Origin of the sequence: Roseixanthobacter pseudopolyaromaticivorans, assembly GCF_043195145.2 — a bacterium.
In the GTDB taxonomy this organism is placed as follows: domain Bacteria; phylum Pseudomonadota; class Alphaproteobacteria; order Rhizobiales; family Xanthobacteraceae; genus NCEH01.
Genome location: NZ_CM195539.1, coordinates 4,639,268 through 4,662,027, shown reverse-complemented (window position 1 = coordinate 4,662,027; position 22,760 = coordinate 4,639,268). Strand labels below are relative to the sequence as shown.

Below are 22,760 nucleotides of genomic sequence, written 5' to 3'. Positions count from 1 at the left end.
CCCCATGCGCAGCATTGATCTCAATGCCGATCTCGGCGAGGGCTTCGGGCGCTATGTCTGCGGCGATGACGCGGCGTTGCTGGCGCTGGTGTCGTCGGCCAGCGTCGCCTGCGGCTTTCATGCCGGCGATCCCGACACCATGGCCCGCACCTTCGCCGAGGCGAAGCGGCGGGGCGTGCAGGTGGGCGCGCATCCCGGTTTCGCCGATCTCGCCGGCTTCGGCCGGCGGCGCATTCCCCACAGCGCGGGCGAGATCGAGCGGCTGGTCGCCTACCAGATCGGCGCCGCCCAGGCGCTGGCGCGCTATTGCGGTCACGAGATCACCTATGTGAAGCCGCATGGCGCGCTCGGCAATCTCTGCGAGACCGATGCCGACGCCGCCCTGGCGCTGGCGCGGGCGGTGAAGGCAGTGGACGGCCGGCTCGCCTGCCTGTGCATCGCCGGCAGCGCGCAGGTCCAGGCTGCCGAGCGGCTCGGCCTTGTGGCGGTGTCCGAAGTCTTCGGCGACCGGGGCTATGGCGATGACGGCCGCATGGTGCCGCGCGGGCAGCCGGGCGCGCTGATCACCGACCCGCAGGCGGTGGCCGAGCGCACCTTGCTGATGGTGCGGACCGGCGCGCTCGCCACCCTCAGCGGCCGCCTGGTGCCGGTCCGCATCAATTCGGTCTGCTTCCACGGCGATGCGCCCCATGCGGTGGAAAGCCTGCGCCGGGTGCGCGTGCGCCTCGCCGAGGAAGGCATCGCCGTCGCCCCGTTCGCGACGGTGGCCAGATGAGCGCGGGATATGCGGCCCCGCGCTTCCTGGATGCCGGCGACAGCGGGCTGGTGGTGGAATTCGGCGCCGAGGTGAGCCGCGAGATCAACGAGCGCGTGCTCACCCTTGCCGCCGCGCTGGAGCGCGCGGCGTTGCGAGGCGTGGTCGAGCTGGTCCCGACCTATCGCTCGCTCATGATCCATTACGACATGATGGCGATCGGCCGCGACGCGCTGACGGAGGCGGTGGCACAGTTGCTCGATGCGGCGGCCCCGGTTTCCGCCGCGCCGACGACCTGGGAGATCCCCTGCTGCTACGATCCCGCCATGGGCGAGGACCTGCCCCATCTCGCCGACCATCTGCGCATGCCGGTGGACAAGCTGGTGTCGCTCCACCACGGCGCGGAATACCGCATCTATATGTACGGCTTCGCGCCCGGCTTCTGCATGCTGGGCGGCCAGCCGCCGGAGCTCAATGTCAGCCGCCGGCTGGAGCCACGCCCGCCAGCGCCGGAAAACCTCATCAAGACGGCGGCAGGGCTCACCGAGATCAGCACCTTTTCCATGCCCACGGGCTGGTGGATTCTCGGCCGCACGCCGGTGCGCATGTTCGCCCTGGCGCGCACGCCGCAATTCTTCGCGAAAGTGGGGGATTTGGTGCGCTTCCGCCCCATCGGGCGCGACGAATTCGCTGCCCTCGATGCGCGCGCGGCGGCGGGCGAGATCATCGCGCGCAAGATCCCGGCTCGGGAGATCACAGCGTGACGGCGGGGGTCGAGATTCTCGCCACGGCGGGCGGCGCCACGCTCCAGGATGGGGGGCGGCGCGGCTATCTGCGCTACGGCGTGCATGTTGCCGGCCCCATGGATCGCGCGGCCTTCGCCATGGCCAATGCGGCGGCCGGTGCCGCGCCCGGCGCCGCCGCCATCGAGATTTCCGTCGGCGGGCTCGAACTCGCCGCGCGCGGGCGCGCGGTTCGGCTGGCGATTGCCGGCGAGGATTTCATCGTCCGGCACGGGGAGCGACGGCTGTCCGACGGCTGCGTCGTCACGGTGCAGCCCGGCGAGCGCCTGTCGGTGAAGGCCGGGGCGGCGGGCATGTGGTGCTATCTGGCGTTCTCCGACCGGCTGGACCTGCCCCTGGCCCTCGGCGCGCACGCCACCCACGCCCGCACCGGCATCGGCGGCCTTTCTGGCCGGGGCTTGCGGGCGGGCGATTTTCTTCCCCTCGCGCCGTCTGCGGCATCCCCTGCCGAGGGACCGGCCGAGGGCGCATTCGCGATCGCCGATCCGGCGGCGGGGGCGCCGATCCGGGTGATGCTGGGGCCACAGGACGATTTCTTCGCGCCGGACCAGATCGCGGAATTCCTCGCCGCCGAATGGACCGTCTCGCCCAAATGCGACCGCATGGCCTATTTCCTGAACGGGCCGAAACTGGCGCACCTGAAGGGCTTCAACATCATTTCAGACGGCATCGCCATGGGCGCGATCCAAGTGCCGGGCAACGGCCTGCCCATCGTGCTGATGGCCGATTGCCAGCCCACCGGCGGCTATCCCAAGATCGCCAACGTGATCACCGCCGATCTCGGCCGCTTCGCCCAGATGCGCCCCGGCACGCGCTTCCGCTTCCAGGCGGTGGTGTGGGAAACGGCGTACGCGGCCCAGCGCCGGCTGCTGGGCGCGATGGCCAGCATGGAGCTGCGCGCCCTCGCCCGCGCCCCCGACCTCTCCTCCGAGCGGCTGTTGGGCCTCAATCTCGTGGGTGGAGTCTGGGGGCCGGGACACGAGGCCCGGCCCCTTTAGACCGACCGCCGAAGCGGGGTGGCTATTTCGCCTTCAGCTCGGTTTCGATCTGCAAGGTCACCTCGTCGCTCACCGCCGGCACATAGGTCTTCATGCCGAAATCCGAGCGCTTGATGACCGCCTTCGCGTCGAAGCCAATCGAATAGGTCTTGTCCAGCGGGTTGGTGCCGGCCTTGTTGAAGGTGGCATCCAGCGTGATGGGCTTGGTCACGCCGAGCAGGGTGAGATCGCCGGTGATCTTCGCGGTCTTGCCGGTGGCGACGATCTGGGTCGCCTTGAAGGTGGCGGTGGGGAATTTCTCCACATTGAAGAATTCCGCGCTCTTCAGATGCTTGTCCAGCGCCGGATCGAGCGTGCCGACCTTGCCGGTGTGCAGGGTCACGGTGAGCGTGCTCTTTTCCGGCGCGGCAGGGTCGAGCACCAGCGTGCCCTCGGCGGCGGGCAGAAGGCCGGTGTAGGTGGAAAAGCCGAGATGCGTCACGCTCCAGCTCACGCGGCTGTGGCCGGGATCCAGCACATAAGTGCCGGCCTTCACGGCGCCGGGATCGCTGGTGCCGGCATCGCTGGCGCCGGCAGTCTGAGCACGCGCCGGCAGCGCGAGCAGGGCCAGGGCGAGGGCGACGGCGGAGAGGCGCGCAAATGTCATGCTGAGATGTCCCGTGGGGGCGCGGCCAGCCGGCCGGCGCCTGAAGCGGACGACGCTACGCAGCGGCACCTGCGGGTTCAAGTGAAGGATTCGTGAGACGCGCGCGGCACACCTGCAACCGCGCGGCGGCTATTCCGCCGCGTCGATCTCCGCGACCGCGCGGGTGGCGGCGACGCCGTAGCGCTTGGCTACATAGTCTTCCACCATCGCGCGGAATTCGCTCTGGATGTTGGGGCCGCGCAAGGTGGCGACCTTCTTGCCGTCCATGAAGATGGGGGCGGAAGGGGTTTCCCCCGTGCCGGGCAGCGAGATGCCGATGTCGGCATGCTTGCTCTCGCCGGGGCCGTTCACGATGCAGCCCATCACCGCCACATTGAGCGCCTCGACGCCGGGATAGGATTTCTTCCATTCCGGCATGCGCTCGCGGATCATGTCCTGCACGCTCTGCGCGAGTTCCTGGAACACGGTGCTCGTGGTGCGCCCGCAGCCGGGGCAAGCGGCCACCAGCGGCACGAAGGTGCGCAAGCCCATGGTCTGCAAGATTTCCTGCGCCACCTGCACTTCGCGGGTGCGGTCGCCGTTCGGCTCCGGGGTCAGCGACACGCGGATGGTGTCGCCGATGCCGGCCTGCAGCACCACGCCCATGGCGGCGGTGGAGGCGACGATGCCCTTGGAGCCCATGCCCGCCTCGGTGAGGCCGAGGTGCAGCGCATAATCCGCGCGGCGGGAGAGTTCGGTATAGACGGCGATCAGGTCCTGCACCGCCGAGACCTTGGCGGAGAGGATGATGCGGTCGCGAGGCAGGCCGATATCCTCGGCGAGCTGCGCCGAGAGCAGGGCCGAGCGCACCAGCGCCTCGCGCGTCACGGCGCGCGCTTCCGCCGGACGGTCGAGCTTGGCGTTCTCGTCCATGAGCGCGGTCAGCAATTCGCTGTCCAGCGAGCCCCAATTGGCGCCGATGCGCACCGGCTTGTCGTATTTAATGGCGGTCTCGACGATGGCGGCGAACTGCCGGTCCTTCTTGTCGCCGAAGCCCACGTTGCCGGGATTGATGCGGTATTTGTCCAGCGCCTCGGCGCAGGCGGGATGATCGGCCAGCAGCTTGTGGCCGATATAATGGAAATCGCCCACCAGCGGGGCGTCCACGCCCATCTTCAGCAGCCGGTCCTTGATGCGCGGCACGGCGGCGGCGGCTTCGTCGCGATCCACCGTGATGCGCACGATCTCCGAGCCGGCGCGGGCGAGCGCGGCCACCTGGCGCACCGTGCCGTCGATGTCGGCGGTGTCGGTATTGGTCATGGACTGGACCACCACCGGCGCGTTTCCGCCCACCATGACCTTGCCCACGCGGACGCCGACGGTGGCGCGGCGCAGCGCGGGGCCGGCTTCCAGCAATTCGGTGGGCACGACGGGCTGCTGCGTCATGGGAGCGTCCTGTAATGGGCGGCGGCACCCCCGTCCCGCAGACGGCGGCGCGATTTGGCTAGCAGGTAGGCCGCGCGCGGGCGAGCGTCAATCTTTCACGCGCCGGCCGCGATCTCACTCGCGGCAACGTGCGCAGCACCCGGCGATCTCCAGCACCCGCTGGCGCGGCTCGAACCCCTCGGCGCGCGCCGCCCAGGAGAGGTCGCGCCCCACCGCATGGGAGCGCACCTCGCGGGTGTCGCCGCATTGCTCGCAGATGAGAAACACCACCACCTCGTCCTTGTCGTGCTCATGGCCGCAGGCGAGGAACGCGTTGCGGCTCTCGATGCGATGGGCGAGCCCCTCGGTCACCAGGAAATCCAGCACCCGATAGACCGACATGGGCGGCGGCCGCTCGCCCGCGGCGCCGAGCCGGTCCACCAGCTCATAGGCGCCGAGGGGTACGTGACTTTGCGCCAGGGCCTCCATCACCCGCCGGCGCAGCGGCGTGAGGCGCATGCCCTTCTGCGTACACAATTGCTCGATCCGCGCCATCGCGCCCGAGATGCAGGCCGCATGGTCGTGGTGATGATGGGGCGAGGCGGCGGGACCGGGCATGGACATCTCGAACTGGAAAACGCGCGCGCTGGATCGCGGCTTCCGCGGCCCGCCACAAAGGGGCGCGCCATGGAATGGGCGCCCGGCGGGCAGCGGCTTGTGAAACAATGTAGCAATCCACGGCGCTCTTTTCCATGGCCGCGCCATTCAAATGCCCCACGTCCGCCGCGGAGCGGGTCCTATCCTTGTTTGCATTGCACCGCGGCGGCGGAGGGAGCAAGGTCGCCGCGCGAGGCCGTGAGCGCAGCGTGACGCCAGCGTCACACCGCCCCGCTAAACCATCGCCATCGGCCCCCGTTCCGCGTGCGGGCTGCATCGAGCTTGAGGGATAGAACCATGCTGAAGGGTAAGGTCGCTGTCGTCACTGGGTCCACCAGCGGTATCGGGCTCGCTTATGCGCGCGCCTTCGCGGAGCAGGGCGCAAACGTGGTCATCAACGGCCTCGGCGACGCCGCCGCCATCGAGGCCGAACGCAAGAAGATCGAGAGCGACTTCGGCGTCAAGGCGCTCTATTCCGACGCCAACATGCTCAACGCGGAAGAGATCGGCGGCATGGTGAAGCTCGCCGAGACCGAATTCGGCGCCTGCGACATCCTGGTCAACAATGCCGGCATCCAGCATGTGGCGCCGATCGAGGAATTCCCGATCGAGACCTGGAATATGATCATCGCGATCAATCTCTCGGCCGCCTTCTTCGCCACCCGCGCCGCCATCCCCGGCATGAAGGCGAAGAAGTGGGGCCGCATCATCAACACCGCCTCGGCCCACGCGCTCGTCGGCTCGCCCTTCAAGTCGGCCTATGTGGCGGCCAAGCACGGCATCGCCGGCCTGACCAAGGTGACGGCGCTGGAAACCGCCACCTTCGGCATCACCTGCAACGCCATCTGCCCGGGCTATGTGTGGACCCCGCTGGTGGAAAAGCAGATCCCCGACACCGCCAAGGCCCGCGGCATGACCGAGGAGCAGGTGAAGAAGGACGTGCTGCTCGCCGCCCAGCCCACGAAGGAATTCGTGACGGTGGAAGAGGTGGCCGCCCTCGCCGTGTTCCTCGCCTCCGACAATGCCCGCTCCATCACCGGCTCCATGCAGCAGATCGACGGCGGCTGGGTCGCCGAGTGATGCCGGCGCTGCCGGAGGCCGCACGATGAGCGTGCGCGGCGGCGCCAAGGCCGGCGGGCCGGACGCATCCGACACCACGCCGCCGGGGGAAATGTCCCCGGGCGGCAAGGCGGCCGGGGCCGAGGGCGCGAAGACCAAGGGCGCAAAGCCGAAGGGCACGGGCAAGACGGCGGGGGCCAAGGCCTCCGCCAAAGGCACGGGCGCAAAGCCTTCCGGCGCCAAGCAGATCTCCCTCGCGCTCCAGGGGGGCGGCGCCCATGGCGCCTTCACCTGGGGCGTGGTGGACCGCATTCTCCAGGAAGAGCGGCTGGTCATCTCGGGCATCTCCGGCACCAGCGCCGGAGCGATGAACGCCGTGGTGCTGGCCTCGGGCCTCGCCAAGGGCGACCGCGAGCAGGCACGCGGCGCGCTGACCCAGTTCTGGCGCGACGTCTCGCGTGACGGGCGCATGTCGCCGATCCAGCGCTCGGCCTTCGACCGGCTGATGGGAAACTGGTCGCTCGCCAAGAACCCGGCCTATCTCGCGCTCGAAGTCGCGAGCCGGTTCTTTTCCCCGTATGATTTCAATCCCCTGAACATCAATCCGCTGCGCGAGATCATCGACGCCCATGTGGATTTCGCGGCGATCCGCGCCTCGGACGTGAAGGTGTTCATCTCCGCCACCAACGTGCACACGGGGCGCGCGCGCATCTTCGGCCATACGGAGATGACCGCCGACGCGGTGATGGCCTCGGCCTGCCTGCCGTTCCTGTTCCAGGCGGTGGAGATCGACGGCGTGCCCTATTGGGACGGCGGCTATATGGGCAATCCGCCGCTGTTTCCGCTCTATGAGAAGGTGGATGCGGACGACATCGTGCTGGTGCAGATCAATCCCGTGGTGCGCGAGCAGACGCCTCGCACGGCGGCGGAGATCCAGAACCGCATCAACGAGATCACCTTCAACGCCTCGCTGCTCTCCCAATTGCGTTCCATCGACCACGCCACCCAATTGATCGAGCAGGGCCTGCTGACCCGCTGGACGCTGGGCGGCTCGGGCTACCGGCGGGTGCGCCTGCACCGCATCGGCTCCGACCAATTGGTGGATTTCGACCTCTCCTCCAAGCTCAATGCCGAATGGGCTTTCCTGCAGCATCTGCGGGACATGGGCCGGCAGGCGGCGGAGGATTTCCTTGCCGCCCATTTCGACGACCTCGGCAAGCGCTCCACCCTGGACCTGCGGCTGGAACTCGCCGACTAGCGGTGGCCGGCGGGCATCTCGCCGGTTGCCGAAATTCATCGCGCGAATTTCGCCCGAAACGGCGGTTTCATCGGCCGGAAAGGCGCGGTGAAGCCCCAGTAAACCGCTGTTCGTCTTCGCTAAGCCATTGTTTCACGTGAAACATTTTAAGCGCGCCGCGAGCATTCGCAGGCGCTCCGCCGCACCGGCCGGCCGGCGGAGCGCCCTTCGGCCTCAGCGATTGTCCTTTTTCGCCTGGGCGGTGGCGACGAATTTCGTCACCCGCCCCGCCTCGGCCGGGCGCGAGAGGGAATCGACCCGCTTGCGGGCTTTTGCGCGCATGCCCTCGTTGGCGGTGGGGCCGCCGTCGGGATGGTGCGGCCCGCCGGCCGCCTGCTTCAGCGCCAATGCATGGCGGGCATTGGCCATCAGCTCCTCACGGGCGGCCTTCTCGGTGCGGCGGGTCATCTCGCGGCGAGCGCGGGTGAGCGCGTCGGTGAGCACCGAGGCCTTCTGGCGATTGCCGAGATCGGCCTTGTCGTAGCGCACATCGCCCGGCCCCTTACCCCGCAAGGCCCGGCGCTGGCCGTTGGCGATGGTCTGCGCCCGGTCCCGCCGCTCCCGCAGATGGCCGATGAGCGCGTGCAGGTCGGCATGGGGCATCTCGGCGAGCGCCGGATGGCGGGCCTTGTCCACGAACTCCAGCTCGGCGTCCGACAGGACGCGGCGCTCGTTCTTTCTCGTATGGGCCATGGCCGAAGCTCCTTTCCATAGACACGATGGCCGACAGTGCCACGCCTTCACCGCGCCGTCATGACACCGCGCAACAGCTAACAGGCTTGAATCGCGTGTGTTTTTGCTGCGTCGCGGCAGGTCGAGCACGACCGGAGCCCCCGCGCGGGCGAAATCGTGCTATGCGGGCGCATCGTCTCCAGCCCGAAACACCGCCGATGACTGCCGCTCCCGCCGCCCCCGCGGACATCCAATCCCCCCTCGCAGCCCGCGTGCTGCATCGCGACGGCATGGTGCTGGTGCTGGACAAGCCGGCGGGCCTGCCGGTGCATCCCGGCCCCAAGGGCGGGGAGACGCTGCACGACCACCTGAACGGCCTGCGCTTCGGCCTGCCGCGCGCGCCCGAGCTCGCCCACCGGCTGGACAAGGACACCTCGGGCTGCCTGGTCCTCGGCCGCCATGCCAAGGCACTGGCGCTGCTGAACAAATTGTTCGCCGCCGGGCAGGTGGACAAAACCTATGTGGCGCTCACCAAGGGCGCGCCGGAGGCGGACGAAGGCCGCATCGACCAGCCGCTCGCCAAGCGCTCGCCCCATCGCGGCTGGTGGATGCAGGCGGTGCCGAAGGGGTCGCCCGGTGCGCTCGATTCCATCACCGACTGGCGCGTGCTCCATCGCGGCACGGGGCTGAGCGTGCTCGCCCTCTCCCCCGTGACCGGACGCACCCACCAATTGCGCGCGCACCTCTCCCATCTCGGTTTCCCGATCCTGGGCGATGCCATTTACGGCGGCGCCTCGCGCCTTCCCGGCGGGCCCATGCTGCATTTGCATTCGCGCCGCATCGTCCTGCCGGTGGCGAAGAACGGGCCGAAACTGGACGTCAGCGCCCCGCTTCCAGTCCATATGATCGAGACGCTCCAGGCGCTTGGCCTGGACGCGGACGAGATCGGCGCGACGGCGGACGCCGCCTTCTCCTGAGCCTTACCGCGTCACGAGGCGGATGCCGAGCGCGATCGGCACGATGCCGGCGAGATCGAGCAGCGGGACATGCTCGCCCAGCAGAAGCCAGCCGAACAGCAGCCCGAGCGGCGGCATGAGGAAGTGCAGCGCGCTCGCCTCGGTCGCGCTGGCGCGGCCGAGGATAAAGTACCACAGGCTATATCCGCCGATGGAAACGGCCAGCACCATGTAGGCGAACGAGCCCACCAGCGCAGGCGTCAGGTTCACCGCGCTCAGGCTCTCGGTGGCGAGGGCGAGCGGCAGCAGCGCGATCCCGCCGGCCAGGCTCTGGACGCCGCTCGCCATGAACAGATCGGCGGTGGTGCGCACCCGCTTGTAGACCAGCGTCCCCGCCGAGAGCGCCACCAGCGCCGCGAACACAAACAGCGTGCCGACCACGTCCTCATGCCCGCCGCCGATCCGCGAGCGCAGAACCACCGCCACCCCCACGAGGCCGAGAACCAGCCCGAGCAGCTTGCGGCGGGTGAGATGCTCGCCAAGCACAGGCCCGGCCAGGAAGGCGACCAGCAGCGGGTTCGCGCTGATGATCACGGCGGCGAACCCCGAGGAGACGGTCGAGATGCCGACGAAGCTGAAACCGAGATAGACCGCGTTGTTCAGCACCCCGGATAGGCCCAGCATCGCGAGTTCGCGGCGCGGGATCGGCTTCAGCCGGCCGGCGAGAGCGCAGCCCACCAGCAGGATCGCGCCCGCCAGCAGAAACCGCACAGCCAGCAGCAGCAGCGGCGGGCAATCCACCACCGCGATCTTGGCCGAGACGAAAGCCGAGCTCCACAGCACGCAGAACAAGGCGACGAGCGCCGGCGTCGCGGCGGCCGGTGCGGACGCGGCGGAAATCGGGGCGGCGGCGGTCGGTTTCATGACGGGAATCCTGGACGGCACGTCCGGGGCCCGCCGGATGCGCTTGCGCCGCGTTCTTACCGGCAGAAGCGCGCATTGAAAAATTAAATGTCATGATCTTTAATAGTGGAAACGCAAATGAACGACCGACCATGCTGGACCTCGATCTCCTGCGGGCCTTTGTCAGCGTGGTGGATGCCGGCGGCTTCACCCGCGCCGGCGAACGCGTCAACCGCACCCAGTCCACCGTGAGCCAGCAGATCCGCCGGCTCGAGGAGGCGGCGGGCTGCGCGCTGTTCCATCGCGGCGGGCGGGGTGTGCGGCTGACCGAGGAGGGCGAGCGGCTGATCGGCTATGCCCGCCGCATCCTGGCACTGAGCAGCGAGGCGCAGGCCGCGCTGCGCCAGGAAGCGCCGCAGACCATGGTGCGCGTCGGCATTCCCGACGATTTTGCCTTGATCCCGCTGACCCGCACGGTTGCGGCCTTTGCCCGGGCGCGGCCCGACGTGCGTCTTTCCGTACGCTGCGGCATGTCCCGGGACCTTGGGGCGGATCTTGCCCGCAGCGATCTCGACGTCGCTCTATTGAAGCGCGAGCCGGCGGCCGCAGAAGCCCTCGGTGTATGGCCCGAGCACCTGATCTGGATCGCCGCCGCCGACTACGATATCCCCCCGCTCGCCCCGGTGCCGCTGGTGGCGTTCCCGCAAGGCTGCATCTATCGCAACCGGGCCATCCATGCCCTGGAGGCGGCCGGCCTCACCTGGCGGATCGCCTATGAAAGCCCCAACCTCATGGGCGTAAAGGCGGCGGTCGCGGGTGGACTTGGCATCGCGCTGCTGGAACGGCGCAGCCTCACCCCCGCGCATCGCCGGCTCGGGCGGGCCGAGGGGCTGCCCGATGTGGCCGACGCCGAACTCGCCTTATGCCTTGCCCCGCATGCCGGAGAGGCCGCGCGCGAACTCGCCGGAATACTGGCCCGCTTCTGCGATGCCTCCGCCCCGGCAGAACTCGCCGCCTGAACGGGCGGGCCCTGGAGGCGGCGATCAGCTCTTCAGGCGATAGCCGGTCTTGAACATCCACATGACGATGCCGAGGCACAGGCACAGGAACAGCAGGGTCATGGCGAGGCTGATCTCCACGCCCACGTCGGAGATGCCGAAGAAGCTCCAGCGAAACCCGCTCACCAGATAGACCACGGGATTGAACAGCGTGACGGTGCGCCAGAACGGCGGCAGCATGTCGATGGAATAAAAGCTGCCGCCGAGAAAGGTCAGCGGCGTCACGATCAGCAGCGGCACCAGCTGCAGCTTTTCGAAATTATCGGCCCAGATGCCGATCACGAACCCGAACAGGGAGAAGGTCACCGCCGTCAGCACCAGGAAGGAGAGCATCCAGAACGGATGCACGATGTGCAGGTCGACGAACAGCGAGGCCGTGCCGAGCGTGATCAGCCCGAGGATGATGGATTTCGAGGCCGCCGCGCCCACATAGGCGATCACGATCTCCACCGCCGAGACCGGCGCCGACAGCAGTTCGTAGATGGTGCCGACGAAGCGCGGAAAATAGATGCCGAACGAGGCGTTGGAGATGCTCTGCGTCAGCAGGCCCAGCATGATGAGGCCCGGCACGATGAAGGCGCCGTAGCTGACCCCGCCGATCTGGGCCATATGCGAGCCGATCGCCGAGCCGAACACGACGAAATAGAGCGACGTGGACAGCACCGGCGAGATGATGGACTGCAGCAGCGTGCGCCCGGTGCGGGCCATTTCGAAGATGTAGATCGCGCGGATGGCATAAATGTTCATTGCGCGTCCCTCATCAGGCTCACGAAGATGTCCTCGAGCGAGCTTTGCTCCGTGTGCAGATCCTTGAAGGCGATACCCGCCCCGGAAAGATCGCGCAGCAGCTCGGCGATGCCGGAGCGCTGCCCGTCGGCCTCATAGGTGTAGATGAGGTCCGAGCGGTCGGCGGACAGGGCCAGCTGATGGGCGGACAGGGATGACGGGATCGAATCGAGCGGCGCCGCGAGCTGCAGGGTGAGATGCTTCTTGCCGAGCTTGCGCATCAGCGTGCGCTTCTCCTCCACCAGGATCAGTTCGCCCTTGCGGATCACGCCGACCCGGTCCGCCATCTCCTCCGCCTCCTCCAGATAATGGGTGGTGAGGATGATGGTGACCCCGGAATCGCGCAGCACCCGCATGACCCGCCACATGTCGCGGCGCAGTTCCACGTCCACGCCTGCGGTCGGCTCGTCGAGGAACAGGATGCGCGGCTCGTGGGACAGCGCCTTTGCGATCAGCACGCGGCGCTTCATGCCGCCGGACAGCGTCATGATCTTGCTGTCCTTCTTGTCCCAGAGGGACAGGTCCCGCAGCACTTTCTCGATATGCGCCGGATTGGGCTTCTTGCCGAACAGCCCGCGGCTGAAGCTCACCGTGCCCCACACGCTCTCAAAGGCGTCGGTGGTGAGTTCCTGCGGCACGAGGCCGATCTGGCTGCGGGCGACGCGATAGTCCTTGAGGATATCGGCGCCATCCACGGTGACTGTGCCGCCGCTCGGGTTGACGATGCCACAGACGATGGAGATGAGCGTCGTCTTGCCCGCCCCGTTGGGGCCCAGCAAAGCGAAGATCTCGCCGCGGCTGATATCGAGGGAGACGTCCTTGAGGGCCACGTGGCCGGACGCATAGGTCTTGGACAGATGGCTGATGGAGAGGATCGGCTGCATGGCGCGGGGTATAGCGCGGGACGACCGCCCGGTCGATATCGCAAGCGCGTGACCGGGGCCGGGGCCTGTCCAAATCGGGCTGCGCACGCGCGGGGCGCGGCGTATCAAACCCCTAGAGACACACGCCCTGGAGCATCCCATGCGCAGCGAAGAAGCCGGTTCGGCAGAGGCCATGTGGCGCGCGGTCGAGGCCCGCGATCCCGCGCAAGACGGCGCCTTCGTCTATTGCGTGCGGACCACCGGGATTTATTGCCGGCCGTCCTGTCCCTCGCCGCGGGCGCGACGGGGGCATGTGACTTTCATGGCCGACGGGACCGCCGCCGAGAGCGCCGGCTTCCGCGCCTGCCTGCGCTGCCGGCCCAGCATATCACGACAGCCGTAGCTCGTCCGGAACTCAGCGCTTGGAGACGTGCTCCGGCTTCCCCTTCCGCTTGGTCGAGGCCATTTTCTCAAGTTCGGCCTCGCTCATGGACTCCGCCATGGAGCGCGACGCGCCTTTCAGGTCTCCCTTTGCGGTCTCGCCCCGCTTAGCGGAAAGGGCGGCGCCGGCGGCCATCTGTTGGGCCTTGGATTTTGCAGGCATGACATCCTCGCAGCTTGCTCCCCTGCGGGATGAACACGCGTATGGCCGGAAGGTTCACTGCCTGTCCGGCGTCACCCCTCGAACACCGTCTTGAACCGGGCATGCGCATTTTCGATGTGGATCCGCATGGCGGCAGCGGCGCCCTCGGCGTCTTTCTGGCCGAAAGCATTCAGGATCCGCGCATGCTCGACGATGGCGTCCTGGGTGACGCGGGCATGGAAGCGCAGGCGGAACAGATGCAGCTGAACCCGTTGCTGCGTGATGATGTCATGCAGCAGGTCGTTCTGACTCGCCTTCGCGATCGCCGCGTGGAAGCGGGCGTCCTCCTGCGCGAACGCATTATAAGCTGCTTGAGCATCCTCGGGCTTGGACTCATGCATCTTCGCCGCCAAGCTCGTTATCCCCTGCAATTCTTCCGGCGACATCAACACGGCGGCCCTGGCGGCCGCCGGCGGCTCGATCAAAAGGCGAAGTTCGCACAAATTGTCGAACTGCTTGCGCGTTAATTGCGCGGCAGCGCGGTAACCGGAGAGGTGGACCTTCACCACCAGCCCCTGCACTTCAAGTTGAGAAAGCGCTTCGCGGATGGGTGTTTGCGAAACACCCAGTTCCCGCGCCAGACCGTCAACACCAATACGCTCGTCTGGCTGGATTTCCAAGGACATCAACTTCTTGAGCAGGATGTCATAGACTTCACTGCCCAAGCGTATGGGCTTGGAAATCTGATAGATACCGCTCATTTGGCGCCCCAGAGATGATTTTGAGGGGTTTTCTCTTTATAACGACAAAAAAGTCAACGATATGTCCACTTACGGACGCCAATCCCCTTGACTTGAGGAAATCCTAGCAGCCATGTTCGCGGCCATCAATTCCGATATCAAATCGGATCGGATATAGGGAGACACATATGGTCCTGTCCCGCCGCACGGCTATCGGCTTGCTTTCCGCCGCTGCCCTCCTGGGTTCCTTCGGCGCTGCTTCGGCGCAGGAGACCATCAAGATCGGCCTCACCGCGCCGCTCACCGGCCCGGCCGCCGAAATTGGCCACCTCCAGACTGAAGGCGCCAAGCTCGGCATCGAGAAGGTGAACGCTGCCGGCGGTGTGCTCGGCAAGAAGTTCGAACTGGTGATCGAGGATGACCAGACCACCAATCCCGGCATCGTTCTGGCCTTTTCCCGCCTGATCAGCCGCGGCGACCTCGCCGCCGTGCTCGCCTCCGTGCGTTCCACCCAGGTGAACGCCATTTCGGCCGATGCGAAAAAGGCCGGCATCCCCGTCTTCTTCGGCGGAACCGATCCCACGCTGACCCATTCGGGCAACCCGTGGCTGTTCCGCGCCCGTCCCAATGACATCTATTCCGCCAAGGTGATCGCCGATTTCGGCGTCAATCAGCTGAAGAAGAAGAAGTGGGCGGTGCTGCACTCCACCGACGCCTTCGGCTCCAACGGCGCCAAGGCGCTGATCGAGCAGCTCAAGGGCCTCGGCGTCGAGCCGGTGCTGGTGCAGGGCTTCAACAACGGCCAGGCCGATCTCACCCCGGTGGTGCTCGCGGTGCGCCAGTCGGGCGCCGACATCATCGCCACCTACACGCCGTTTGAAAACGACGTGGCCGTGCTGGCCCGCCAGCTCAAGCAGTTCGGCGTGACCGCCCCGTGGGTCGGCTCGGCCTCGGTCGCCTCCACCACCGCCATGCAGCTGGCCGGTCCGGCGCTCTACGGCACCTATGCGGTGGCCGATTTCAACGCCGACGCCAACCCGCTCGCCAAGGCCTATTTCGAGGAGTTCTCCAAGAAGGTCGGCCGCGCGCCCGACTACACCTCGGCCTGGACCTATGATTCCGTGCTCCTGCTGGCGGAAGCCATCAAGAAGGCCGGCAGCACCGATCCCGCCAAGGTTCGCGAAGCGATCCTCGCCATCAAGGACTTCCCCGGCACCGAGGGAACCTACAATTTCGACGAGAATGGCGATGGCCTGCGCGGCTACAACATCGTCAAGAACGAAAACGGCAAGATCGTCTTCGACCGCCACATCGCCTTCGACAAGTGATCGCCTGATCGCTTTCACACCCCGCGTCGGGCCTGCCGTTTGAGGCGGGCCCGGCGCGGGATGTCTTACGCCCTCTCGCGCACAGGATCGGCGATGAGCTTGCTTCCTCAGCTTCTATTCACCGGGATCGGCATCGGCAGCATCTATGCCATGGTCGCTCTCGGCTTCGTTCTGCTCATTCGCTCGGCCAATGTGGTGAACTTCGCGCAGGGCGAGTTCTCCATGCTCGGCGCCTATTTCATGGTCATCCTGTTCGCCGGCTTCGGCGTGCCCTACCCCATCGCCCTCATCGGGGCAGTGGTGCTGATGGCGGTGTTCGGCGTGATCTTCGCCGGCATCACCTACTGGCCGCTGCGTGATCGCGGGCAGATCCCGGTGATCATCTCCACCATCGGCGCAACCATTCTTCTGTCGAACCTGATCCTCGCCACCTACGGGCCGAGCCCGCAGGTGCTGCCCGGCCTGTTCGACGGCTCCGGCTTCCTGGTCGGCAACATCTTCATGGACAGTCAGTATCTCTCCATCATCGCGGTCACCATCGCGCTGGTGACGCTGCAATATCTGGTGTTCGAGAAGACCATGGTCGGCAAGAAATTGCAGGCCACCTCGCAGGACAAGGAAATGGCGAGCCTGCTCGGCATTCCGGTCATCGCCATGATCCTCGGCACCTTCGCCTACAGCGCGGCCCTCGGTGGCCTCGCCGGCATCCTGGTGGCGCCGATCTTGTTCGTGTCCGTGGGCATCGGCCCGCTGATCGCGCTGAAGGCCTTCGCCGCCAACATCATCGGCGGCTTCGGCTCGATCCCCGGCGCCATCTTCGGGGGCCTGCTGATCGGCATCGTGGAGACGCTGGGCGCCGCCTACATCTCCGTTCCCTACAAGGACGCGTTCGCGTTCCTCATGCTGCTCGCCGTGCTGCTGGTTCGTCCGCAGGGGCTGTTCGGCGAACGCATCGCCGAGAAGGCGTGAGGAGGCACCCATGAAAACCGCAGCCTCGCACCGCAACCGCGGTCTCCTGTTCGGCGGCATCGCCATCCTGGCGGTGATCGCCATCGCCTTCGTGGCGCCGACCCACGGCTATTACCTCAACATCATGATGCAGGCGGCGACCTATGCGATCGCCGTCGCCGGCGTCGTCATCGTGCTCGGCTATTGCGGCCAGCTCGCCCTGTGCCAGGCCGCGTTCCTCGGCATCGGCGCCTATTGCGTCGCCCTCGGCACGGTGGATTACGGCCTGCCCTTCTTCGTCGCGCTCGGCATGGGCGTCGTGCTGACCGGCCTCGGCGGCATGTTCCTGGGCTTCGCCTCCCTGCGCCTCGGCGGGCATTATCTCGCCATGGTGACCATCGGCTTCCAGATGATCGTCACCATGGTGCTGACCAATTGGATCAGCCTCACGCGCGGCCCCGACGGGGTTTCCGGCGTGCCCCGGCCGATGCTCGGGCCGCTCGATCTTTCGGGCGGGTCCACCTATCTCGGCCTGTGCATGGTGTTCCTGGTGGTGGTCACACTCTATGCCGCCCTGCTGAAGACCAGCCGCCTCGGCCGGGCCATGCAGGCGGTGCGCGACAATGAGATCGCCGCTTCCACCTGCGGCATCAACGTGTTCCGCACCAAGACCGTCGCCTTCGGCATCAGCGCCGCGCTCGGCGGTCTCGGCGGCGGCCTGTTCGCCGGTGCCTTCTCCTACATCTCCCCGGACCAGTTCACCTTCAACGAATCCATCGTTCTGCTCACCATGGCGCTGCTGGGCGGAGTGCAGTCCCCCATCGGCGCCCTGCTCGGCACGGTTCTGCTGGTGCTGCTGCCGGAATGGCTGCGTTTCCTGCGCCAGGCCTATCTGGCCGTGTACGGCGCGGCGGTGATCGCGATCATGATCTTCCTGCCGCGCGGTGTGTGGGGGCTCCTGACCGACCGCTTCTTCAAGCCGGTCCCCGCCGACACCAGCCCGGTGACGCCCCTGCCCCTGCTCAGCCGCACCGGCACCATGTCGGCCGACGTGGTGCTGGATGTGACCGGGCTCGCCAAGCATTTCGGCGGCCTCAAGGCCCTGGACGGCGTGGACTTCAAGGTCCGCAAGGGCTCGGTGCATGCGCTGATCGGGCCCAACGGCTCGGGCAAGACCACAATGCTTAACGTCATCACCGGCCTCTATGTGGCGACGGCGGGCCGGGTGAAGCTGCTGGGTCAGGACATCACCGCCCTGCCGCCCCACGAGCGCACCAAGCGTGGCATGTGCCGCACCTACCAGAACATCCGCGTGTTCCGCGGCCTGTCGGTGCTGGAAAATGTCACCATCGGCGCCGAGCGGCCCGGAAACGACATCTCCGGCTCCGATGCCACGGTGGAGCGGGCGCTGGCCGCGCTCGACTTCGTCGGCTTGCGCAATGTGGCGCACCTGCCGGTGGGCGACCTGCCCTATGGCCACCAGCGCTATGTGGAGATCGCCCGCGCGCTCGCCGGCTCGCCGGAAATCCTGCTGCTGGACGAGCCCGCCGCCGGCCTCAACCTGACGGAAAAGGGCGAGATGGCGGAGCTGCTCAAGCGCCTGAAGGGCCATGGGCTGACCATCGTCATCATCGACCACGACATGAAGCTGATCGAGCAGGTGGCCGACCGCATCACGGTGCTGAATTTCGGCCGCGGCATCGCCGATGGCGATCCCAAGTCCGTGCTCAGCCATCCCGAAGTCATCGCCGCCTATCTGGGGGAGCCGCAAAATGAAGCTGCTTGAGATCAAGGGGCTCACCGCGCGCTACACCGCGAGCGACGTCCTCAAGGGGTTGAACCTCACCGTGAACGAGGGCGAGATCGTCGCCCTGCTCGGCTCCAACGGCGCCGGCAAGAGCACCACACTGCGCTCGATCTCCGGGCTGATGCCCAACACCTCCGGCGAAATCACCTTCGCCGGCACCTCGATCCTGGGCATGAAGACCGGCGCCATCGCCCGCCTCGGCATCGCCCATGTGCCGGAGGGCCGGCGCCTGTTTCCCGGCCTCACGGTGCGCGACAACATCCTGCTCGGCTCCTCGAACCGCTCAGGCGTCAGCCGCGCCCAGTTGGAGCGGGAGGCCGACGAGATGTTCGCCTTCTTCCCCGACCTGCAGCGCCTGGAACACGCCTATAGCTGGACCCTCTCCGGCGGGCAGATGCAGATGGTCGCGGTGGCGCGCGGCCTGATGGCCAAGCCCCGCCTGCTGCTGCTGGACGAGCCCTCGCTCGGCCTCGCGCCGAAGATCGTGCAGCAGGTGTTCCGCATCATCGCCCAGATCCGCGAGCGCGGCACCACCGTGCTGCTGGTGGAGCAGAACGCGAACATGGCGCTCTCCGTCGCCGACCGCGGCTATGTGCTGGAGGCGGGCGCTCTGCTGGTGTCCGGCAAGCCCGACGAATTGTGGAACAACGACCAGGTGCGCGCCGCCTATCTCGGCGGGTTCGCGGCCTCGGCGTAATGCCCGGCGGCTCGCCGCCTCTCCCGAACCGGCGGCGCCGTCCGCCGCCGGCTTCATCTTCCAACCGGGACATTCCCAGATGACGAAAATCGCTCTTGTCGGCTGTGGCCTTGTGGGAGGCTCCTGGGGCCTCGTATTCGCGCGCGCCGGCTTCGACGTGACGCTCTACGATCCCTCTCCCGCTTCCCTCCAGGCCGCGCTCGATTTTGCCGCCGGTGCCGCACCCGGCCTTGCCGAACAAGGCCTGCTGAACGGCGAGACCCCGGCCGCCGTGCTCGCCCGCCTAAAGCCCGCCAGCAGCCTCGCCGAGGCCGTGCGCGACGCCGACTATATCCAGGAAAGCGCGCCGGAGCGCCTTCCCATCAAGCAGGCGCTCTATAAGGAACTGGCCAAGCTGGTGAAGGCGGACGCGGTGATCGCCTCCTCCACCTCCGGCCTGCCCGCCTCCTCCTTCACCGCCGACATCGAGGGACGCGAGCGCTGCGTGGTGGCCCACCCCATCAACCCGCCGCACCTCATTCCGCTGGTGGAGATCATCCCAGCGCCCTGGACCGCCGTGAGCGTCGTCGAGCGCACCGATGCGCTGATGAAGCAGGTCGGCCAGGTGCCGATCCGCCTCAATCGCGAGATCGCCGGCTTCGTGGTCAACCGCCTGCAGAGCGCGGTGCTGGGCGAGGCGTTCCGCCTGGTGGAGGACGGCATCGTCTCCGCCACCGATGTGGATGCCGCCATTTCCGAAGGGCTCGGCCTGCGCTGGTTCTTCATGGGCCCGTTCGAAACCATCGATCTGAATGCCCAGGGTGGCGTCGCCGATTATTGCGCGAAGCTCGGACCCATGTATTACGATCTCGCCAAGGAACAGGCCGACCCGCGCCCGTGGAGCGAAGCGCTTGTCGCGCAGGTCGAGGCGCAGCGGCGCGAGAAGACTCCTGCGGACAAGCTCGATGCCCGCAAGGCGTGGCGCGACCGCTGCCTCGCCGCTCTGGTGAAGGCCAAGCGCGCGGTCCTGAAGGAAAACGCCTGACCGGCGGCGGAGAACCCTCCGCCGCCCCACGCCACCGCTCAGAGAGTGCCCGCCATGCTGCTTGGAGTTATCGCCGACGATTTCACCGGGGCGAGCGACATCGCCAACACCATCGCCAAGGGAATCGCGCCTGAAGGCGGCCTCAAGACGGTGCAATATCTCGGCATTCCCACCGTTCCGGCGGCGGATGACGTGGAAGCCTGCGTCATCTCGCTGAAGAGCCGCTCCATTCCGGCGGCCGAGGCGGTGGCGCAGTCGCTGGCGGCGCTCGACTGGCTGGAGGCCCAGGGCTGCCGCCAGGTGATCTTCAAATATTGCTCCACCTTCGATTCCACCCCCGAAGGCAATATCGGCCCGGTGGGCGAGGCTTTGGCGCAGCGGCTCGGCGAGAAGGGCGTAATCGCCTGCTCCGCTTTCCCCGATGCCGGGCGCACCATCTACAAGGGCCATCTGTTCGTCGGCGACCGGCTGCTGAACGATTCCGGCATGGAGCATCATCCGCTCAACCCCATGACCGACGCTGACCTGCGGCGCTGGCTGCAGCTTCAGTGCAAGGACCCGGTCGGGCTGGTGGACTGGACGGTGCTCCAGCGCGGCCCGGAAGCGATCCGCGCGGGCCTCGCGGCGGCGGCGGAGAAGGGCGAGCGGCTCGTCATTGTCGATGCCCTGACCAATGCCGATCTGCTCGCCATCGCCGCCGCCTGCGCCGATGCCCGCCTGATGACCGGCGGCTCGGGCATCGCCCTCGGCCTGCCGCGCAACTTCATCAAGGCCGGCCTCGCCAAGGGCGGCAACCCGGCGGTCGACCTGATCGGCGGGCCGGAAGCGGTGCTGGTGGGAAGCTGCTCGCGCGCCACGCTCCAGCAAATCGAGATCCATCGCAAGGACCACCCGGTGCTGGCCATCGACGTGGACAAGGTGATGGACGGCTCCATCACCGCCGGCGATCTGGTCGCCTTCATCCAGGCGAACCCCGGCAACGCGCCGCTGGTCTATTCCTCCTCGAAGCCCGAGCAGGTGGCGGCGCTGCAGGAAAAGTACGGCCGCACCGAGGTCGCCCACAAGCTGGACGGCATCTTCGCGCAGACCGCCAAGGCGCTCTACGACGCCGGCATGCGGCGCATCGTGGTCGGCGGCGGCGAGACCTCGGGCGCCGTGGTCTCCGCGCTCGGCGTCACCTCGTTCCGCATCGGCCCGGAGATCGACCCCGGCGTGCCGGTTCTGGTGGCGGAAGATGGCACCGGCCTTGGAATGGCTTTGAAATCCGGCAATTTCGGCGCGCCCGATTTCTTCGGCAAGGCGCTCGGCGCCATCTCCGGCACGGTGGGAGCCTGAGCCATGGATGAAGCCGCCACCCGCGATCTCTTGGTACGCCTCTCGCGCTCGCTGTTCGAGCGCGGCTATTCGGTGGGTTCGGCGGGGAACATCTCCGTCGCGGTTGAGGACGGGGTGCTCATCACCCCGACCAATTCCTGCCTCGGCTTTCTGGAGGCCGGCCGCATCTCCAAGCTCGATCGGGACTGGCAGCACGTTTCCGGCGACAAGCCCTCCAAGGAAGTGTTCCTGCATCGGGCCTTCTATGAAACGCGCCCCGGCACCGGCGCCGTGGTGCACCTGCATTCCACCTATGCGACCGCCCTCTCCTGCCTGCCGGAGATCGACCCCGCCGACTGCATCGCCCCGCTCACGCCCTATGTGGTGATGCGGGTCGGCAAGGTGCGCCTGCTGCCGTATGTGCGGCCAGGCGATCCGGCCATGGGCACCATGATCCGCGAACAGAACGGGGAATGCGCGGCGGTGCTGCTGGCCAATCATGGTCCGGTGGTCACCGCCAAGGACCTCCAGGGCGCCGTCTATGCCGCCGAGGAGCTGGAGGAGACCGCCAAGCTGCTCGTGCTGCTGCGCGATCGCAATCCGCGCCTGCTGACCCAGGCGCAGATCGACGAGCTGAACACCGCTTTCCCCAAATAGGCAGAGCCGCTTCACGATGACGATGCCGTCGCCCACCCCGCGCACCCTGGCGCTCATCCATACGGTCGCAGGCCTGGTGCCGGTGTTCGAGCACCTGACCCGCCAGCACCTGCCCGGCTGGGAAACCTTCAACATCGTGGATGAAAGCCTGCTGCGGAACACCATTCGCACGGGCGAGCTCTCCCGCCTCACCATGCGCCGTTTGGCAGGCACTGTGTGGTCGGCGGTCGATGGGGGCGCCGATGCGGTGCTGGTCACCTGCTCCTCCCTCGGGCCGGCGGTGGATGCGGCGATCCCGCTCTGCCCGGTGCCGCTGTTCCGGATCGACGACGGCATGGCCTTGGCGGCATTGGAGAAAGGCACCCGCATCGGGGTGCTGGCCACGCTCTCCACCACCCTCGTTCCCACCACCGACCTGTTGAAGCGCCATGCGGCGCAGGCGGGGGTGCGGGTGACGCTGACCAGCGGCGTGTGCGAGGGCGCGTTCGCCCGCCTGACGGCGGGAGACCGGGCCGGACACGACGCGCTGGTGCGGGCGGAACTCGCCGCCATCGCGCCGAAGGTGGACGTGGTGGTGCTGGCCCAGGCCTCCATGGCACGCGCCCTTGAGGACCAAGGGGATAACGGCTTTTCCCTCCCCATCCTCACCAGCCCGGAACTCGGGGTGCAGTATGTGCGGCGCGCCCTGGAGCGGGCCTGACACGGCGGTACCCGACGTTGCGGATGCGCCACCCGCCGCGCAAACGTTTCACGTGAAACCAAGGGCTTGCGGCGGACGAACCGCGGTTTAAAGACGCTTCTCCGCG

25 protein-coding genes are annotated in these 22,760 nt (G+C 67.4%); 16 read left to right on the top strand and 9 right to left on the bottom strand.

The genetic code is table 11. The features are described from left to right. The first annotated feature begins 4 nt into the window (after positions 1-4). Genes V5F68_RS21725 through V5F68_RS21715 form a run of 3 tightly spaced genes read left to right on the top strand, consistent with a single transcriptional unit; the run spans position 5 to position 2,555 of the window. On the top strand, positions 5-775 hold the full coding sequence (locus V5F68_RS21725; RefSeq protein ID WP_394015326.1) for a LamB/YcsF family protein: 771 nt from the start codon (positions 5-7) through the stop codon (positions 773-775). Continuing rightward, positions 772-1,518 (top strand): 5-oxoprolinase subunit B family protein, encoded by a 747-nt coding sequence (locus V5F68_RS21720; RefSeq protein ID WP_394015327.1) that lies wholly within the window; start codon positions 772-774, stop codon positions 1,516-1,518. The genes V5F68_RS21725 and V5F68_RS21720 overlap by 4 nt, the downstream gene beginning before the upstream one ends. Then, positions 1,515-2,555, top strand: a complete 1,041-nt coding sequence (locus V5F68_RS21715) for a 5-oxoprolinase subunit C family protein (RefSeq protein WP_394015328.1) — start codon at positions 1,515-1,517, stop codon at positions 2,553-2,555. Before V5F68_RS21720 ends, V5F68_RS21715 begins: the two co-directional genes overlap by 4 nt. Before the next feature lie 22 nt (positions 2,556-2,577). Here the strand turns inward: V5F68_RS21715 and V5F68_RS21710 are convergent, their stop codons facing one another. From V5F68_RS21710 to V5F68_RS21700, 3 genes are all read right to left on the bottom strand, one after another. Beyond that, positions 2,578-3,201, bottom strand: a complete 624-nt coding sequence (locus V5F68_RS21710) for a YceI family protein (RefSeq protein ID WP_394015329.1) — start codon at positions 3,199-3,201, stop codon at positions 2,578-2,580. A gap of 129 nt (positions 3,202-3,330) precedes the next feature. Next, positions 3,331-4,626 (bottom strand): flavodoxin-dependent (E)-4-hydroxy-3-methylbut-2-enyl-diphosphate synthase, encoded by a 1,296-nt coding sequence (gene ispG / locus V5F68_RS21705; protein WP_394015330.1) that lies wholly within the window; start codon positions 4,624-4,626, stop codon positions 3,331-3,333. A 114-nt stretch (positions 4,627-4,740) separates the two neighbouring features. Beyond that, positions 4,741-5,223, bottom strand: coding sequence for a Fur family transcriptional regulator (locus V5F68_RS21700; RefSeq protein ID WP_394015331.1), 483 nt, complete (start codon positions 5,221-5,223; stop codon positions 4,741-4,743). Positions 5,224-5,559: 336 nt separating this feature from the next. On the opposite strand from V5F68_RS21700, the gene V5F68_RS21695 reads away from it, so the two are divergent. Beyond that, a complete protein-coding gene (locus V5F68_RS21695; RefSeq protein WP_394015332.1) occupies positions 5,560-6,342 on the top strand; it encodes a 3-hydroxybutyrate dehydrogenase in 783 nt (260 codons plus the stop codon). A 25-nt stretch (positions 6,343-6,367) separates the two neighbouring features. Further along, entirely contained in the window at positions 6,368-7,579 is a 1,212-nt protein-coding gene (locus tag V5F68_RS21690; RefSeq protein ID WP_394015333.1) for a patatin-like phospholipase family protein, read from the top strand. A gap of 213 nt (positions 7,580-7,792) precedes the next feature. On the opposite strand, the gene V5F68_RS21685 is transcribed toward V5F68_RS21690, so the two are convergent. Continuing rightward, positions 7,793-8,311, bottom strand: a complete 519-nt coding sequence (locus V5F68_RS21685) for a hypothetical protein (protein ID WP_394015334.1) — start codon at positions 8,309-8,311, stop codon at positions 7,793-7,795. Between the two features lie 197 nt (positions 8,312-8,508). On the opposite strand from V5F68_RS21685, the gene V5F68_RS21680 reads away from it, so the two are divergent. Further along, positions 8,509-9,267 (top strand): RluA family pseudouridine synthase, encoded by a 759-nt coding sequence (locus V5F68_RS21680; protein WP_394015335.1) that lies wholly within the window; start codon positions 8,509-8,511, stop codon positions 9,265-9,267. Positions 9,268-9,270: 3 nt separating this feature from the next. Here the strand turns inward: V5F68_RS21680 and V5F68_RS21675 are convergent, their stop codons facing one another. Further along, complete coding sequence (locus V5F68_RS21675; RefSeq protein ID WP_394015336.1) at positions 9,271-10,170, bottom strand: DMT family transporter; 900 nt, start codon at positions 10,168-10,170, stop codon at positions 9,271-9,273. A gap of 131 nt (positions 10,171-10,301) precedes the next feature. Between V5F68_RS21675 and V5F68_RS21670 the strand changes: the two genes are divergently transcribed. Beyond that, a complete protein-coding gene (locus V5F68_RS21670) occupies positions 10,302-11,168 on the top strand; it encodes a LysR substrate-binding domain-containing protein (RefSeq protein WP_394015337.1) in 867 nt (288 codons plus the stop codon). A gap of 24 nt (positions 11,169-11,192) precedes the next feature. On the opposite strand, the gene V5F68_RS21665 is transcribed toward V5F68_RS21670, so the two are convergent. Both V5F68_RS21665 and V5F68_RS21660 read right to left on the bottom strand, forming a co-directional pair. Then, positions 11,193-11,954 (bottom strand): ABC transporter permease, encoded by a 762-nt coding sequence (locus V5F68_RS21665; protein WP_394015338.1) that lies wholly within the window; start codon positions 11,952-11,954, stop codon positions 11,193-11,195. Continuing rightward, entirely contained in the window at positions 11,951-12,877 is a 927-nt protein-coding gene (locus tag V5F68_RS21660) for an ABC transporter ATP-binding protein (RefSeq protein ID WP_394015339.1), read from the bottom strand. Before V5F68_RS21660 ends, V5F68_RS21665 begins: the two co-directional genes overlap by 4 nt. A 139-nt stretch (positions 12,878-13,016) precedes the next feature. Here V5F68_RS21660 and V5F68_RS21655 point away from each other — a divergent pair, with 139 nt between their 5' ends. Then, entirely contained in the window at positions 13,017-13,259 is a 243-nt protein-coding gene (locus V5F68_RS21655) for an Ada metal-binding domain-containing protein (protein ID WP_394015340.1), read from the top strand. Positions 13,260-13,271: 12 nt separating this feature from the next. Here V5F68_RS21655 and V5F68_RS21650 read toward each other — a convergent pair whose 3' ends face one another. Both V5F68_RS21650 and V5F68_RS21645 read right to left on the bottom strand, forming a co-directional pair. Next, positions 13,272-13,460, bottom strand: coding sequence for a DUF3008 family protein (locus V5F68_RS21650; protein ID WP_348845663.1), 189 nt, complete (start codon positions 13,458-13,460; stop codon positions 13,272-13,274). 71 nt (positions 13,461-13,531) lie between these two features. Next, positions 13,532-14,200 carry a GntR family transcriptional regulator gene (locus V5F68_RS21645; RefSeq protein ID WP_394015341.1) on the bottom strand — a complete coding sequence of 223 codons (669 nt, stop codon included), beginning with the start codon at positions 14,198-14,200 and terminating at the stop codon, positions 13,532-13,534. A 167-nt stretch (positions 14,201-14,367) separates the two neighbouring features. Between V5F68_RS21645 and V5F68_RS21640 the strand changes: the two genes are divergently transcribed. The 8 genes from V5F68_RS21640 to V5F68_RS21605 all read left to right on the top strand — a co-directional run bounded on the left by V5F68_RS21640 (position 14,368) and on the right by V5F68_RS21605 (position 22,654). After that, positions 14,368-15,507 carry an ABC transporter substrate-binding protein gene (locus tag V5F68_RS21640; RefSeq protein ID WP_394015342.1) on the top strand — a complete coding sequence of 380 codons (1,140 nt, stop codon included), beginning with the start codon at positions 14,368-14,370 and terminating at the stop codon, positions 15,505-15,507. A gap of 93 nt (positions 15,508-15,600) precedes the next feature. Beyond that, positions 15,601-16,476 carry a branched-chain amino acid ABC transporter permease gene (locus V5F68_RS21635; RefSeq protein ID WP_348845666.1) on the top strand — a complete coding sequence of 292 codons (876 nt, stop codon included), beginning with the start codon at positions 15,601-15,603 and terminating at the stop codon, positions 16,474-16,476. Between the two features lie 10 nt (positions 16,477-16,486). After that, positions 16,487-18,241: a branched-chain amino acid ABC transporter ATP-binding protein/permease gene (locus tag V5F68_RS21630; RefSeq protein ID WP_394015343.1), complete on the top strand. Its 1,755-nt coding sequence runs from the start codon at positions 16,487-16,489 to the stop codon at positions 18,239-18,241. Next, a complete protein-coding gene (locus V5F68_RS21625) occupies positions 18,228-18,959 on the top strand; it encodes an ABC transporter ATP-binding protein (RefSeq protein WP_348845668.1) in 732 nt (243 codons plus the stop codon). Before V5F68_RS21630 ends, V5F68_RS21625 begins: the two co-directional genes overlap by 14 nt. Positions 18,960-19,038: 79 nt before the next feature. Next, positions 19,039-19,983 (top strand): 3-hydroxyacyl-CoA dehydrogenase, encoded by a 945-nt coding sequence (locus V5F68_RS21620; protein ID WP_394015344.1) that lies wholly within the window; start codon positions 19,039-19,041, stop codon positions 19,981-19,983. A 54-nt stretch (positions 19,984-20,037) separates the two neighbouring features. After that, positions 20,038-21,318, top strand: a complete 1,281-nt coding sequence (gene otnK / locus V5F68_RS21615; RefSeq protein WP_394015345.1) for a 3-oxo-tetronate kinase — start codon at positions 20,038-20,040, stop codon at positions 21,316-21,318. Between the two features lie 3 nt (positions 21,319-21,321). Continuing rightward, positions 21,322-21,954: a 3-oxo-tetronate 4-phosphate decarboxylase gene (gene otnC, locus V5F68_RS21610; protein WP_394015346.1), complete on the top strand. Its 633-nt coding sequence runs from the start codon at positions 21,322-21,324 to the stop codon at positions 21,952-21,954. Between the two features lie 16 nt (positions 21,955-21,970). Continuing rightward, positions 21,971-22,654, top strand: a complete 684-nt coding sequence (locus tag V5F68_RS21605) for an aspartate/glutamate racemase family protein (protein WP_394015347.1) — start codon at positions 21,971-21,973, stop codon at positions 22,652-22,654. The last annotated feature ends 106 nt before the right edge of the window (positions 22,655-22,760 follow it).